Here is a 15,581-nt window from a genome sequence, read left to right on the forward strand (position 1 = left end):
ATAACAAATTGTTATAAGGTTTGGAGGAATATAATGAATATTGAGTGGTTGCACAGCTTTGCTGAAGCAGCTAAACAAAAAAGCTTTTCTAAGGCTGCAAAAGCAAATAATCTTTCCCAACCAGCATTGAGCAAACATATTCGGAATTTGGAAAATAATCTTGATATTGAGTTATTTCACAGAACATCAACTGGTATTGAATTGACGGAAGCTGGTGAACGTTTCTATAATCGAATTACGCCTGTTATCTCTGAATTAACCGCAATTCGTCAAGAATTACAACAATTTTGCCGTACTAATCCTATAGCTATAGGCAGTCTTCCTAGTTTAGCCACTTACTATTTACCCTCTAGGATTAAGGGACTTCGGCTATTGGGTAGACCCTTGACATTAATGATTCAAAATACTTCTAGCGAACTACTACAGTCTTTACAGGAAGGAAGACTTGATGCGATCTTTGTTGAGGCTTTAAATATTGGAGAATCGTTGTGGAGTTGCGAGTTGTTTACGGAGCCTTACTATGCGGTGTTTCCTTTAGATCATCGATTTAAATCGAAAAAAACGGTTGAGCTTGCCGAACTGTGCGAAGAACCACTTATTGCTCATCAGGCTCCTTGTGATACAAGGAAGCATATTATTGAACAAATGTCATCGCTCGGTTACAAGCCTAACATAATAAGCGAGGTAGCCTTTGGTGATTTTATCTTTGGAGCCGTAACTGCTGGAATGGGGATAACCATAGTACCAGAGTTAATGGCTAAAAATATCGGTCATCTCGAACTTTTTGCTTTACCAATTGATAATTTCGGAAGAAAAAGAACTGTTTCATTGGTCACTCGGAATAATAAACTTGGATCAAAATTATATCAATTTTTATCTGGAATTGATTAATCTTTTCATAAGAAATTTATAAGTTATTATTTGTTCAATCATTCAAGCCAATAATTGTTAAAAACAAAAAGATGTTCTTTTCCTTTTCATTATAAAAACACCCCTTTAGATAAACAGATCCAAAGGGGCAAAACATCGCAACTTTTTTATAAACATCGCGTCTTTTTTTAAAACACCGTGACTTTATTTAAAAGCAACAGCTACCATAAAAAGTCTTGCAAAACATGTAAAAGCCCCTTCAGAAGTACTGAAAGAATTTTCAATTCGCATAATCAGCTTTATTGGTTGTAAATCAAAAATCCACTGATTTTATTGAATAAATAGAAAATACTTTCCTTTTTCGTCTATTTAATTTAATATCAATAAGGGCACCAAAAAAATAGATAGAGGTGCTAGAATGTACGGTATTATTAATTATGAAGTGTTTTTACTAACAGGGATTTTATTAAATTTAATTCCTGGCGCAGACACCATGTATATTGTGGGGAGAAGTATTTCACAAGGTAGAAAAGCAGGTGTGTATTCTGTTTTTGGTATTATTACTGGTTCTTTAGTTCATACGTTATTGGTTGCTTTTGGTTTATCTATTATACTTACAAAATCCATTGTACTATTTAACACCATTAAGGTTATAGGTGTTATCTATCTTGTATATTTAGGGATTAAAATGATACTTGATAAGACAAATGTAGCTTTCCAAGCCTCATCCAATAAATTGAACATTAGAAAGATATATTTACAAGGACTTTTAACAAGTCTGACGAATCCAAAAGTCTCTTTATTCTTTATTGCGTTTCTTCCGCAATTTATAGATACAAAGGCTTCAGGTCCTATGCCTTTTATCATTTTAGGACTTACTTTTACAGTAACTGGACTATTATGGTGTTTATTTGTTGCTTATTTCTCTTCATATGTTACAAAAAAATTAAGAGGAAACCAAAAGGTAGGAATGATTCTAAATAAGATAACAGGACTGATTTTTATTGGTATGGGGTTAAAGTTGCTTCAAACGAAAGCTCCTCAATAAACCTGAATAACATAAAAATGCCCCCTAAAATGAAAAAATACGCTATTCTTTCTGTAGAATCATAGGAAAGGATGGCGTTTTTGTATGTCTATTTCTGTATCCGATGAATTACAACTATTTGCTCAAGAGATTCAAAGCTGTTTATCTCCAAATATCTTACGAGATCTTGCTAGAGATGTTGGTTTTGTACAACGAACTAGTAGGGGTCCCGCCAACCAAATGACATAAAACCCACGTTAATACATTTTTTGGAAGTTAAATCCTTAATTTTCGTACGCTAAGGGTTTTCCATGCTATAAAAAGGTAATAAACATCTTCAATTTCTTTGTAACAAAAAGGATGTCAAAAAGTTTTGATACAGATTAAATTTGTTACGCCAAAATCAACAAATCGCTTAGTAATAAGCTTTAAACAAAGCATTGTAACAAAAACGTACAGTATTGTTACGGTACAAATACTCCTTAGCGTGGGTTTTATTTTAGTGCGTTGGCTGTACCACTAGTATGAAGATAAGAATAAATGATACAATATTCCATAATTACATTTGAATATTTAGATGTATAATGAATAAGAACTGATCAACTTTTTTCGTTAAAGATAGTCTATCAACCTCTAACTACCTAATGAACTCAAGTAAGCACATCTTAAGTCATTTTAAACAGGTTCTATATAAAAACCACTTAGACAATTGTCTAAGTGGTTTGGCATTACTAAGTATAGAATATGTTTATGTATTATTCCTCTTCTAAATCAGCAAGTTGTTTCATTCGTAATTGATAGACATATAAAATAGGAATGAGTCCGCAAATGAACACGATAATACCTAGCAGTATCCCATCTCTTGTACTAGATTCTGGACTAATCGATGTAAGGTAAGATAAACCAAGTACAATCACTACTAATACGAGCAAACTTGTAAGGAGTGATTTTTTAGGATTCTTTTTCATATGTTCATGCTGCACATTAATGCTCATGGATAGATACCCTGACACGACCGAAGTGATAATAAATAGCATCCATAGCGGATTGTCTCGCATGTGTTCAAAGCCCCCATGGATCAAATCATATCCAAGAATGCAAAGTATACCTATTGTTTGTACAAAGAATAGAATACGGATATTTTGTAAGTTCCTTAGTACAAGTCTTTCATCTGTAATTTTCTTCATTCATAATTCTCCTGTTCTATCCAAAATATTTCGTCTAATGTTGCGTCTGTCGCATAACAAATTTGTAAACATAACTTTAATGAGGGGTTATATTTCCCTTTTTCAATAAGGCTAACAGTTTGTCTTGTAATACCAACTGCCTCAGCTAATTGCTGTTGGGTCAAATCGGCTTTTACTCTTGCAAGTTTGACGTGATTTTTCATAAGTAACCTCCTATATAAATGTAACTTATATATTACGTATTGTAAAGTATATATTACTTCATATTGATGCTGTTTTATGCTTTAAGGTATACTTGAATGGCGCTACTCTCCATCTTCGTTTGTTTTCCTTGTAAACTTACTTGCTTGCATTCCCCTTAAACATGCTGGTGTGATGCAGTGTAAATTTCGATTTGGGAAGATGCAAGACAACTAGGGGTGAAACAATGAAAAGTATAAGGCTACATGATTATGATACCGTAGAAGATATCCTATTAGAATTCTTGTATCGAATTGGTGTACCAGTCTATTCTTGTTATGAATCGTTAGATAAAGAGGTTATATATGTGTGCGGGACGATGAATATTGTTAAGATTGGAGACAAAGCCGATACATTGAAGCATAAGTATCATGATGGAAACTGGTCAGAGAATGTAGAAATTACAGATAGCTATCGATATGCTACCTTCTATGTACTTGATGAAATACAACGGTTATGTGCAACCCATCTGATAGGTAAATGGTTCATGTAAAAAAGGAGATGCTATAAGTGCTATAGCATCTCCTTTTTATTTACTGATTCATAAAGAAAGACAGAGATTTATCCTCTACCTTTGTTGCGTTATCCTATTGGATTAAGTCACCATATAGTAGTAGATGCGTTGAGTTTAGTAAAAACTATCTGATATACATTGAATCAGGTACAGACATTAAATAATAGAAAAGGTCGCCTACTATTCCACTAGTAAAAATAATAAATCCCATATTGCGTATGCCTTTAATTTTTGACCATAATCCAATGAATGCTGCTAGTAGCCCAGTTAAAGAAAATAGAATCCAGTATAGTTCGGTTGGAATGGGAAGATATTTATCTCCATCAACCCCCATACCCCAAAAAACATAAGGCAGTACGACAAAGGAAACGCTGAGTAATCCCAGTACACTGGCTAGTAATTTGCGATATTTAACACCAGTAATAATTAGATAAATCCCACCGATAAAACCGCATAATACAAGATAAGGTACATAGAGAATCCAAAGAAGACTCAAGATGATCATATGTAATTTCCTCCTATTTATTTTCGTTCATTGTAGTTTTAAGGGGTTATTTGATTTTCTGAATCTGTTGCTAATTTATTAAGTTGATCTAGTGCTTCTTCTTGATCAAACGAATTAAACCAACGGTAATCATGTTTGTCTAAAATACGATAATGCTGACTAATCAGATTTTGTTGTAAACGAAAGTTCCCTTTTTCTTGAATCTGTTTCCACCAGACTTTTCCTCCCAATGTTTTTTCTTTGAAGTTGCTAGTTCTATTGTGGGCCATTGTTTCGATTACTACTAATGGATCATCCCCAAGAGAAGACTGTAAAACCTCACTATCCCTAAACAATGCACAAATAGCAACGGTGTTGGTCCAACCTGCATTCGTTCTCCCTTTCTCAATTTGAACAAGCGTTTTTTTTGAAATGCCGAGAACTTCAGCCATTTTATCCTGTGTATATCCTTTTTCAGTACGTATTAACTTTATTTTCGTTGAAATGAGTTCAATTGTAAGCTCCTTATTCACTTTCTTTCCTCCAAAAGTAACAAATGTTTTATTTAGTGTAATTTTACACTAAAATCAATCCGTTTTCAACTCGTCCCCCTAAATCTTGTAAGAAATAATTGAATAAGCCATAAAAATGGTCATTCCACAGTTATCCATGAGAAGTTAACTCGTTTTGGGGTGCTAGAAAATTCTTAAGTTGATAGCGATGTGAAGGAACCCCTTAAGTTAAAACCTTTTAATGAATTTATAGCGGAGCAATTAAATTAAACTTTATTGGGATGTTTTGTATTGTGTAGACAACCCCGCCCTAAATTTAGGGTGGGGTTAAAATATAGTTATATCTTTAAAATAATGTTTGATTTGTTATGTAACTTATTTAGAAATCTTGGATTGAAAATATAAAGTATCTTAATTAGTAATACAAAAAGAACTTGTAGGAATCCCTACAAGTTCTTTTTTAGATAATGTAAAAAAGTTAAAACAAACTATCTCATATTTGAATCGGAGCAAACACTATAACCACGGGTTGATAGTGCTTCCATTTGAACAAATTTTCCTTTTTTAAACCAATCACACACCTTTTTTAGAGTAATAGTATCAGTATGTCCAAGGTTTAGAGATTATCTGCAATTTCCCTGAAGTTTTTGCACCAGAACCCTCAAAAGTCCTCATCTTGAAAGAACATAATCCATTTGCTCTGAAACGCGTACCATACTTTATACTGACTATGAATTTTTCAAATCAAGAAATGAGGGAAGCAACATGAAGATCATCGCAATTGACTTAGATGGTACTCTGTTATCTGAGAACTTATCTATCCAAGAAAAAGATGTAAACGCCTTACAGAAAGGACAAAAGCAAAATCATATTGTAACAATCGCGACAGGAAGGGCTTTATTTGATGCAAAACATATCATTAATAAATATAATTTAAATTGCCCAATCATTGCATCAAACGGAGCTCAAATCTATGTAGATAACCAAAAAATATATGAACATTTTATGGGTTCAGATATAACTCGACCTATCATACAATGGCTAAACAAAGAAAATATCTATTATCAAGTGTATTTATCTGACAAGATTGTCGTATCAAATCAGGGAATTCATCAATTAGAAAAGCAGCTATATGATGTAGTAATTCAAGATTCCCATTTTAATAAAGATATGTTTTGGGAAACTATTAAAGCTCAAATCTATCAATATGGTTTAGAAGAAGTTTCTGGTATAATTGACCCTATAGATTACCGTTTGGTCATCAAATTTATGATTGTTTCTCCAAACAGAGGTAAGCTAAAGCAAGCAAAAGAATATTTTAGTCAAATGGACGGGTGTGTCGTATCTAGTTCTGGATCATTCAACCTAGAGATTATGAGTACAGGGATAGATAAAGGAGTAGCACTACATAAACTTTGCGAATATTACAGAACAACTGTAGCAAATGCAATAGCGATTGGTGACAATCTAAACGATATGCCTATGTTTAAAGTAGCAGGAATAGGGATAGCCATGGGAAATGCAGATGAAAGACTTAGTAAAGTGGCTACTTTCAGAACGTTACCAAATTATAATTGTGGTGTAGCTTATGCTTTCGAGCATTATATCCAAACGTCTGAGGAAGAAAACCACAACTCAGTTCGGAGTATACAATCATGAACTATTTCTTTCAAAGATGTCTGATTTATATTATTGGATTATTTGTTTTATCCCTAGGTGTTGTTTGTATGATTAAATCCAATGTAGGAATTGCTCCATGGGATGCCTTGAATGTTGCATTATCAGAACGAATCGGACTTACAATTGGATCATGGGTTTTCATTATTGGTGGAATCCTTATTTTTATAAATAGCCTGATAAAAATGAAACTTCCTAATATAGCAGGTTTTATTCCTATCTTTATCATTGGGACTTTTGTTGACCTTTTAAACTTGAAGATTCTCTCATCCGTAAAAGTAGATGTTTTACTTTTTAAGTGGAGTTTATTTTTTATAGGACTATGTATACTAGCCTTAGGAATTGCTATTTACTTACGGGCATCTCTTCCCTCCGTACCAAATGATGAATTGATGTTAGCTATCACTGCACGTACAGGTTGGGGTATTAATATTACAAAAACTATTGGGGAAGCTATAGCTTTTGTACTTGCAATTGTACTCCAAGGTCCGGTTGGATTAGGAACTATTATTGTACTACTATGTCTTGGGGTAATCGTAGGTCTATTTGATCAACTATTACACAAGATGGGAATGCCACGCTCTATTTATAGTAAGGGGTACAATCAGGAGAATGTGGATTTATAACAATAAGCCATTGAGTTAATAAATATTTGCTGATTTTTATAACGCTAAATAGATTTTAGTTTTTGGTATAAATCATATGGGATAAGATAAAAGTCTATTTTAAGCGATTTTGGTTTTGTTTCACTAGGGTTAAACCTTAATGAAACATAGAAAGAAACATTGATATACAAGGGTTCTTTTTCTTAACGTTGTAAAAAAGAAAAATTCTGACGCTACCTTAGTAAGGAGTAATAGTAATGACTAATATTACAGAGATATCCAAAAAAGCAAACGTGTCTCGAACAACAGTATCTAGGGTCCTCAATCATCATCCTTATGTCAAACCTGAAAAACGAAATGCTGTCTTACAAGCCATGAAGGAATTAAATTACGTTCCAAACTTCAATGCTATAAACTTATCCAAAGGAAAGACGAATGTATTGGGAGTAATTGTACCTAAAATTAACCATCCGTTTTTTAGTAATTTAATTGAGGGAATAGGTGAAGAGTGTAGTAAGCATAGTTATAGTTTACTCGTGCACCAGTCTAATAACGACCCTGCACAAGAACTAGAGTTTTTCAACAGATTAAAATACAAGCTTGTTGATGGTCTTATTTTAGGTTCATGTATAAGTCCTTGCCACATACTCGATGAAGTATCTTATTTTGGGAAAATCGTTTCCTGTGAAGCTTCTGAAAGTAAACAAATTGCAAATGTATTTATTAATCACGAGTCCGGAATCCAAATGGCTATTAATCACTTAAGAGATCAAGGACATCAGGCCATTGGTCTATGTATAGGAAATCTTAAAAGTGGTGTGGGAATGAGTAGAAAAAAATCATTTTTTCACTATCAAAAGGAATACGGATTAAAATGGAGAGATAATTGGTACTTTGATGAGCGGTATACAATTGAGGATGGAATTGAAGTAGCAAAAATACTACTAGAACAGTCGACTCGTCCTACGGCTATAGTTGTAGGAAGTGATTATGTAGCTGCCGGAATCATCTACGAAGCTAAGAATCAGGGAATACGGATACCTGAAGATTTGGCAGTTATAGGATTTGATAATCAGCCAATATCGAAAGTAGTGGAGCTTACAACGATACATCAACCCATTAAAGAGTTGGGTGAGACAGCGGCAAATTTATTATATAATTTAATTAATAATAAAGATGTTCCAACCATTAATACATTAGAACTAGAGTTTATTAAAAGAAAGTCCACATAAGAAAAGACCGCATTCAAAATGAAGTTCACCCCAATTGTTAGACACAGTCTAACAATTGGGGTGAACTTTTTTATGGCTAAATTTTCTTCAAAAGAAAAAATACAAGCAGTGCGACGGTATTTAGAGGGGACTGAAGGAGGGGGGACAATTGCTAAATCTGTAGGTATTGATTCTAGAGAGTTCTATCAATGGATTAAGCGATATGAATTTTCAGGTGAAAAAGCTTTTGAAAAGCGCTATACATCCTACTCTTCTGAGTATAAACTAGATGTACTTCATTATATGAATAAACAAGGGACATATATCAGGGAAACGGCGGCCCTTTTCAATATTCTTTCTTGCGAAACACTTCGGAAATGGAAAGTAACTTATGAAACAGGAGGATTGGATGCCCTACAATCATAAAAAGGGGCGTCCATCCATGGAAAAGAAAAAAACAAATACAACTAAAGAGAAAAGTGTAGTGGTAGGTTCAATAGAGGCGCTACAAGCGGAAAATGATCGTTTACGTATGGAAAATGCATATTTAAAAAAGTTGAATGCCTTAGTTCAGAACAAGGGAAAATCACAAAACAAGACAAAGCACAAGTAGTCTATGAGTTAAGGCGTAAATTCCCTGTAAAGGAACTACTTCAATTCGCAGATATCCCACGTAGCACGTATTATTATTGGGTGAAAAGCTATACTTATCACCAATGTTGGATTTATTTAATGGTGAAATTATCACACATACAATTGCTTCAAGACCAGCCTACTCCCTTGTTTCACAAATGTTAAATCAATCTTTTGAACGCTTAACAGATAAAGCCACACTTCTGATTCATTCCGATCAAGGATGGCACTATCAAATGAAACAATACCATCATTCTCTTACTGAGCATGACGTTACACAAAGCATGTCCCGTAAAGGAAACTGTTACGATAACGCAGTGATTGAAAATTTCTTTGGGATCATGAAGTCTGAATTTCTATACCGAAAAGAATTTGAGAATATAGAACATTTTAAGCAAGAACTAGCAAAGTACATAGCTTACTATAATCATAAAAGAATTAAGGCAAAACTAAAAGACATGAGCCCGGTACAATACCGGACATATGCCCAAGAAGCTGCCTAATGAAATAATGTGTCTAACTTTTTGGGGTCACTTCAAAAATGTGTTCTTTTTATACTTAAGCTAGAACTAGTTCTGGCACAGGAGCTTTAAAATGTGTTCTTTTTTTAGTTTCATCTATAAAGCTGAATGGTTTCATAGGTAGATTTTCTAGTGTGTGTAGGTAATTACAAGCTTGTAATGGAACAAATGAGGTCATATTCCATACATCCTTTTCATTAAAACCAGTAGCGCGAATATTATGCATGAGTCGATCAATTGTGTAAGATCCCGCCGCTACATATCCTTTTTCCTGATACCACAAATTATTCCCTTCAATTTTTTGTAATGACTGACCACACATAGAATCTGTGTCAATACGATCAGTCATGGCAATAATGCTTTTGGAGCCAACGAGCTCTACAACTCGCCGTGCAACTTCTAAGTCTACATGCTCACTATCAAAATTCATACAGATTGTTAACAAACCTTCTGTAGCAGCTCTCATTAAAGTACCAGGAACTTCTCCAACAACTGTGTTTATATTATCTAGATTCCATTGGTCTAATCGAGCATTTTTTAATCCTTCTAATCTATGTGCTCTTTCCTGAGATGTTCTCCAAGTGTGTTTAAAATTATTGGGCATATCATTAAATAAATGGTCTGTTAATACAGCATCTGATCCAGTATAATTACTACGTTTTTGCGCCGTATCTATAACCTTCATAATAAGCTTTGAAGTTTCTTCTGGATATGCCTTTTGGAAGTGACCTAATGCGGGCTTAACCCCAGCTTCTACCAGCGTATCCACAATCCATTCTAAGCTTGGATGCTCCTCAGTTATATACTTCTTTAGATAGGAGTTTTCAGTCATAGCATCTGGAGAAAGTACAGTATAAATAAGACCATATTCTCCACAAGATGCAATCTTTTCCCATTCTTTTTTAGTTGGTGCCCAGTTTCCTCTTTCTGGTGTACCTGCAAAACTGGCTAATAATGGTCCCTCTAATGATATACCTAAAATATTATGATAGAGTCCCTTTTTCTTTTGTATATGAAAATCTTTCATAAAAGCTACAAATTGATCTAATTGGTTATGTGGAAGAAAGATAGAAGGTACACAGAAAATGCCTTCATATTCGGCTAGTGTATTGACTTTCTCAATATCTAATTCATCTAAATTACTAAAATCATAATCACCGATTCCATGGCAGTGAAATTCTACTGGAATGGATGGAACTAAATAAGCACCAGATTTCTTGAAAATCCCTTCGTCACCTATTTCAAAGTGCATCCACTCATTGTTATTATAGGAAATATTCGCAAGCTTCATAACCCCGCTTGTTTCAAGATAGGATGGACTAGTAAATGATGTGCTAAACTGCATAGAAGATTCCTCCTGGGAAATATTATCTTAGTTGTCATCGAAGACATATCATCATCCTAAAACATGGAACGCGTACCATGTCAACATCTTTATTATTATCTTTTATCGATTTAAGGTCACATTTAGCTAACTATCTATAATATATTTACGCAGAATCATTATTTTTCTTTCTTTATCCATTAATTCTTTATCCATCTCTACAAGCAATGTATTGACTTGGAAAAGTTCCATTACTTTTAATTTCAAAGCAAAAGGAGCATTATGTTTTTTTAACCATTCAAATATTTGTAGTTCACTCATATCCTAAATACCCTCCTTTTAAATATCTATCAGTTAAAAACACTAGTCGTAACGCCACTATGTCTATAAATCTCTATTCGTGTTACGCCAACTATTGTTCTTCTTGAGTTTATTTTATGGGAGTGGTTTCATGTCAATAGTAATAAAAAATATTTTTGCATAATTAGGGGTACGGAAACGATTCGAGGGATGAGAAGTTTTTTTTACTTAGAACCATTCATATACTTTTTATTATGCAAAAACTTATGAATTTACAGATAAATCTTATAAATCAGATGGTTTTCCTATGGATAATTTTACAAAAAAAAAGAATTGACATTTTCGGTTTAAATGTGAAATTATAGTATTTGTTATGAATATTCACACCTTTCTTACAGTAAACACGAACGTTTTTTATTTAATATGGGTTAATGTACGCTTTTTATGAATGCGTATTAATCTGTATATCAACAGACAAGAGCAGAACTCATTTTGCTAAGAAAGGAGGTGTAGAACATGTTAGATACCATCCAAAGGGAACTCCCGATGACTGTAACTCAGTCCTATTTCAATACAGGTGGAGCCGGTCTTATCCCGAAATGTGTGTGTAATGCCATTATAGAAGAATTGCAGTATGAGTTTGAAAAGGGACGAGTGAACCAAGGTCAAAGAAAGCGTTTCCAATTAAATCTGGAGATGGTACGTCATAGGTTGTCCTCACTCATTCATGCAAAATCGTCTGAAGTAGCTATAACAAACAATACAACTGATGGGGTTAATGTAGTTTTGTGGGGTTTACATCTGACACAAGGGGATGAAATTTTAACAACTAGCAGTGAACATTTGGGTGCATTAGCTGGTTTATCTATTTTGAGCAGACAGAAAGGTGTTAATGTTCGATTCTATAAACCTGAGAATCATGTATTTGATCTCAATGCTTTTTTCACATTGGTTACAGCACGAACGAGAATTATTGTTATTTCTCATGTGTTTTGGACGACTGGGTGTATTGTTCCTATCCAAGACATTTGTAAGTATGCACATGAACGAGGAATTGTTGTTTTAGTAGATGGAGCGCAGGCAGTAGGTGCTATGCCAGTGAATGTGAAAGAGTTGGATGTGGATTTTTATGTGTTTCCGGCACATAAATGGTTACATGGGCCAGAAGGTATTGGTGCATTGTACATTAAAGAGTCGATGCTAGATATCGTCAATCAAACCTTTGTTGGAAATGCTTCGTTTAATAAACATGACGGAACTATTTATTATTTTCCCTCTGAAGGAAGCAGGCGATTTGAGATTGGTACACGGTTCCGTCCTTCTATTCATGGATTTTTAGCAGGATTAAAGTGGCTTTGCGATGAGATGGGGATGAATACTATTTTCCCTATGATCCAAGCAAATACAGATATGCTAAGAAATAGAATCATCGAAGAAACAGCATTTCGTCCTATAGTGATGGAAACTGCTAGTTTAATAACTCTTCCTTTACCAGAAGGATTAGATTGTAAAAGCGTTACAAAACAATTAGAGATACAGAATATTTTTGTTAGAGAGATCAAAGAACTAAATGCCATACGTATATCGGTTAGTTTTTTCCATACTACCGATCATATAGAAGCACTACTTCATCAACTAAAATAAATAATTTTAAAGGGGAGATTTCAATGAGTAAAGAAAAAGTAGCTGTATTATTCACAGGTGGTCGCGATTCATCATTAGTAGCATGTCTAGAGGCATTACAAGGAAAAGAGGTTCATCTATTAACATGTAACAGCGGTATAGGGATTAAAAGTGAGTTGTCTGAAATTCGAGTAGAAGAATTAAAAAATCGTTTTCCAGAGCAAATTATCGGTCGTACAGTATTACCTACATATGGATTATTTAGAAGTATTGCAATTTCTAAATTGGAAGAAGATTTTAAACGCTGGGGAGTTAATCTTGTGTTATTAGGTGATAAATTAGCTATTCACGCAGCTGCGACAGTATATTGCCTACAAAATGGAATTACACGAATTGTAGATGGATGTGTAGGCTATCAAAAGGATTTAGCAGAACAGAAAAATGTAGCTATTGAGATTTTAAGTAGATTTGAAGAAAAGTATGGAATTACATATGAGTGCCCTATTTATAATTTCGGTAGCCAAGATGATGTGAAATATGCATTATTGACAATTGGTTTGTCTTCAAAATCATTAGAGGGAGTGTCTGTGTTTGGAGATGCATTTAGCGAACCAACTGACGAAATGGTAGAGGAATATATGAATGATAAGCTTTCGATTTGTTATGATCATGTGACCCTTATGACGGACACGATGAATGTTGTTAATACATTTAAATATACGAACCCTGTTTTAGCGTAGGAGAAGTTAGGAGCGTTAGGTACTATGATTCGAAAAATTGGGGCAGCAATCGTAAAAGATAATAAATTATTAGTAGTGAGTAAGAAGAAATCTCCTGATCATTATATGCTACCTGGAGGTAAACTCGAGGATAGAGAAACCGATTTAGAAGCATTGAGGAGGGAACTGCAAGAAGAATTGCAGTTGGAGGTTGTATCGAGTACTTTGCTAGGTGATTTTGAAACACAATCTATGTTAGGAACGGAGTCAATGTTTTTAACAGTGTATGTTGTAAAAATAAAGGGTGAACCGACACCAGATAATGAAATTGGAGCATATAAATGGATCCCAATTGATACACAAGAGTCGGAATATTTAGGCACGGGCATTACTAAGTTCACATTACCTGCCTTACGTAAGGAGATAACAGTATGTCCAAAGTAAATTCTAGGCTGGGAGCCTGGGCGGCCCTTATCGCAGGTATTGTGTTTGGAGTGAATTCCAATGTCGTAAAAGTAGCAAATAATACGGGGTTAACAACGTTGGACTTACTCATTTATCAATTCGGGTTTGCGATTCTCTATTTTATCGGCAAGTTCCTATTCGCTAACAAAAGAAACAGTATTTCACAACCATATATGTCATTAATCAAGAATCCGTACAATTGGATAGCTGGTATTACGACAGTGTTAACAGGATTGTTTTACTATAACTCTATCCAATTAACAGATCCGAGTATTGCATCACTAGGCTTATTTCAATATCCCTGGATTCTTTTTCTGTTTGGGATTCTGTTTAATAAAGAGCTAGTGGTAGGTAAACATATAGTAGCCATTATACTATTATGGATGGGAACTTTCTTGCTGATTGGTGGAACATTAGCACATGTGACTGTACCGGGGTTGCTTTATGGATTTGCAGCAGGTATATCATTTGCAACAAATTTATTTAGTTTGCAAAAGATAACAGATCATCCGTTCACGAAAGTGTTTATCTTCCTTATTGCTACAATCATGGTCTTGGTTTTCTGTTTCGGGCAGTATGAAAAATTACATCTTTTCACAACGGATGCTTTGTCGTTTGGATTCATCACAGCAATTCTGGGGCAGATTGTAGCATTTGAACTTCTGTCCTATGCTGCAAAAAATGTGAGCTCTGTTATGATGGCGACATTAACAACGACTGAATTGCCAGTCGCAATGTTATTAACATGGTTTATCTGGGGACCAATTCCAAATGTTATGCGGATTTCGGGATTGGCAATCATGGTAATTGCGATCCTATGGCTTAAATTTGAACAGTCACGATCTGTCACAGTCTCTATAAAGAAAGAAGTTAGTTCGTAAATACAACCGGATAAAGGAGAATCGTATGTTACAAGATATAAAACTAGTGCTCTTTGACTTGGATAATACCTTGTTTTCATTTGAGACCTATTGGACGCAAGCCACCACAGATACCTTTTATCGGTCTAATATCACAAAGCATCTGCCAGTTAAGGAGTTTTTTTCTCACTATCGACACTATGATCATCATTTTTGGGAGTTGCACCATCAGGGGCATATTTCCTTAGATGAAGTCAGGCAGCAACGTCTTATTCATACACTTAAACATTTTAATCAGGAGGTTAGTGTAGAAGAGGCGGATACTTACTTCCGTGAGTTCTTCAGCCAGCTTATCTACTTAGTGAAGCCAGAAGAAGCTGTCAATGCGTATCTTCGAGAATTAAAGCAAACTTATCAAGTTGGTATTATCACAAATGGAAAAGCCAATGAACAACGATCTAAACTCATGAAATTGCAATTGGATAAAGTGTTTACAGAAAGAGAAATCTTTATCTCAGAGGAGATAGGGGTTGAAAAACCGCAACGAGAATCCTTTCATATACCACTCTCACAGTATGGAATCGAGCCAGCACAAGCTGTATATATAGGTGATTCTTGGAATAATGATGTAGTGGGTGCGATCAATGCAGGAATGTCTGCCATCTGGATTAATCCAAAGGGAAACAAACCACCAAGTGAGCACAAGCCGCTATTTGTGACAGAGGATTTAATAACATTGAAAGAAACATGGGTGTCTTTACAAACATCTAAAGTAGAAAACTGAAACAAAAAAAGAGATGGATTCTCCA

Annotated in this window: 17 protein-coding genes and 1 pseudogene; 12 read left to right on the forward strand and 6 right to left on the reverse strand. The window is 34.5% G+C overall.

The genetic code is table 11. From position 1 onward, the window contains the following. Nucleotides 1-33 precede the first annotated feature (33 nt). A complete protein-coding gene (locus tag VK90_RS08010) occupies nt 34-891 on the forward strand; it encodes a LysR family transcriptional regulator (protein ID WP_048371818.1) in 858 nt (285 codons plus the stop codon). 397 nt (nt 892-1,288) lie between these two features. Further along, complete coding sequence (locus VK90_RS08015) at nt 1,289-1,918, forward strand: LysE family translocator (protein WP_048371821.1); 630 nt, start codon at nt 1,289-1,291, stop codon at nt 1,916-1,918. A 734-nt stretch (nt 1,919-2,652) separates the two neighbouring features. On the opposite strand, the gene VK90_RS08025 is transcribed toward VK90_RS08015, so the two are convergent. Then, entirely contained in the window at nt 2,653-3,084 is a 432-nt protein-coding gene (locus VK90_RS08025; protein WP_048371823.1) for a hypothetical protein, read from the reverse strand. Beyond that, nucleotides 3,081-3,287, reverse strand: coding sequence for a helix-turn-helix transcriptional regulator (locus VK90_RS08030; protein ID WP_048371825.1), 207 nt, complete (start codon nt 3,285-3,287; stop codon nt 3,081-3,083). Before VK90_RS08030 ends, VK90_RS08025 begins: the two co-directional genes overlap by 4 nt. 224 nt (nt 3,288-3,511) lie before the next feature. On the opposite strand from VK90_RS08030, the gene VK90_RS08035 reads away from it, so the two are divergent. Further along, complete coding sequence (locus VK90_RS08035) at nt 3,512-3,817, forward strand: hypothetical protein (protein ID WP_048371828.1); 306 nt, start codon at nt 3,512-3,514, stop codon at nt 3,815-3,817. Nucleotides 3,818-3,962: 145 nt separating this feature from the next. Here VK90_RS08035 and VK90_RS08040 read toward each other — a convergent pair whose 3' ends face one another. After that, complete coding sequence (locus tag VK90_RS08040; RefSeq protein WP_048371829.1) at nt 3,963-4,343, reverse strand: ammonia permease; 381 nt, start codon at nt 4,341-4,343, stop codon at nt 3,963-3,965. 38 nt (nt 4,344-4,381) lie between these two features. Then, nucleotides 4,382-4,855 carry a helix-turn-helix transcriptional regulator gene (locus tag VK90_RS08045; protein ID WP_002188105.1) on the reverse strand — a complete coding sequence of 158 codons (474 nt, stop codon included), beginning with the start codon at nt 4,853-4,855 and terminating at the stop codon, nt 4,382-4,384. Nucleotides 4,856-5,599: 744 nt separating this feature from the next. Between VK90_RS08045 and VK90_RS08050 the strand changes: the two genes are divergently transcribed. From VK90_RS08050 to VK90_RS28300, 4 genes and pseudogenes are all read left to right on the forward strand, one after another. After that, nucleotides 5,600-6,493, forward strand: coding sequence for a Cof-type HAD-IIB family hydrolase (locus tag VK90_RS08050; protein ID WP_048371831.1), 894 nt, complete (start codon nt 5,600-5,602; stop codon nt 6,491-6,493). Continuing rightward, complete coding sequence (locus VK90_RS08055) at nt 6,490-7,137, forward strand: YczE/YyaS/YitT family protein (protein ID WP_048371833.1); 648 nt, start codon at nt 6,490-6,492, stop codon at nt 7,135-7,137. Before VK90_RS08050 ends, VK90_RS08055 begins: the two co-directional genes overlap by 4 nt. A gap of 236 nt (nt 7,138-7,373) precedes the next feature. Then, nucleotides 7,374-8,348, forward strand: a complete 975-nt coding sequence (locus VK90_RS08060) for a LacI family DNA-binding transcriptional regulator (protein WP_048371835.1) — start codon at nt 7,374-7,376, stop codon at nt 8,346-8,348. A 72-nt stretch (nt 8,349-8,420) separates the two neighbouring features. Then, nucleotides 8,421-9,463: pseudogene (locus VK90_RS28300) on the forward strand (IS3 family transposase). Nucleotides 9,464-9,518: 55 nt separating this feature from the next. Here the strand turns inward: VK90_RS28300 and VK90_RS08075 are convergent. Continuing rightward, nucleotides 9,519-10,826: an N-acetylglucosamine-6-phosphate deacetylase gene (locus tag VK90_RS08075; protein ID WP_048371837.1), complete on the reverse strand. Its 1,308-nt coding sequence runs from the start codon at nt 10,824-10,826 to the stop codon at nt 9,519-9,521. Nucleotides 10,827-10,952: 126 nt separating this feature from the next. Continuing rightward, nucleotides 10,953-11,126 carry a hypothetical protein gene (locus VK90_RS30160; protein WP_186320989.1) on the reverse strand — a complete coding sequence of 58 codons (174 nt, stop codon included), beginning with the start codon at nt 11,124-11,126 and terminating at the stop codon, nt 10,953-10,955. A gap of 495 nt (nt 11,127-11,621) precedes the next feature. Between VK90_RS30160 and VK90_RS08080 the strand changes: the two genes are divergently transcribed. From VK90_RS08080 to VK90_RS08100, 5 genes are read left to right on the forward strand one after another with little or no spacing between them, the layout of a single operon-like run. Next, the gene (locus VK90_RS08080) at nt 11,622-12,749 is read left to right on the forward strand and encodes an aminotransferase class V-fold PLP-dependent enzyme (RefSeq protein WP_048371839.1); all 1,128 of its coding nucleotides are present in this window, start codon (nt 11,622-11,624) and stop codon (nt 12,747-12,749) included. A gap of 23 nt (nt 12,750-12,772) precedes the next feature. Then, nucleotides 12,773-13,468: a hypothetical protein gene (locus VK90_RS08085; RefSeq protein WP_048371840.1), complete on the forward strand. Its 696-nt coding sequence runs from the start codon at nt 12,773-12,775 to the stop codon at nt 13,466-13,468. 24 nt (nt 13,469-13,492) lie between these two features. Beyond that, on the forward strand, nt 13,493-13,891 hold the full coding sequence (locus VK90_RS08090; protein ID WP_048371843.1) for an NUDIX hydrolase: 399 nt from the start codon (nt 13,493-13,495) through the stop codon (nt 13,889-13,891). Beyond that, the gene (locus VK90_RS08095; RefSeq protein WP_048371845.1) at nt 13,879-14,793 is read left to right on the forward strand and encodes a DMT family transporter; all 915 of its coding nucleotides are present in this window, start codon (nt 13,879-13,881) and stop codon (nt 14,791-14,793) included. The genes VK90_RS08090 and VK90_RS08095 overlap by 13 nt, the downstream gene beginning before the upstream one ends. A gap of 25 nt (nt 14,794-14,818) precedes the next feature. Then, nucleotides 14,819-15,556, forward strand: coding sequence for an HAD family hydrolase (locus tag VK90_RS08100; protein ID WP_048371846.1), 738 nt, complete (start codon nt 14,819-14,821; stop codon nt 15,554-15,556). The last annotated feature ends 25 nt before the right edge of the window (nt 15,557-15,581 follow it).

The sequence above is a fragment of the Bacillus sp. LK2 genome, from assembly GCF_001043575.1.
GTDB lineage: Bacteria > Bacillota > Bacilli > Bacillales > Bacillaceae_G > Bacillus_A > Bacillus_A paramycoides.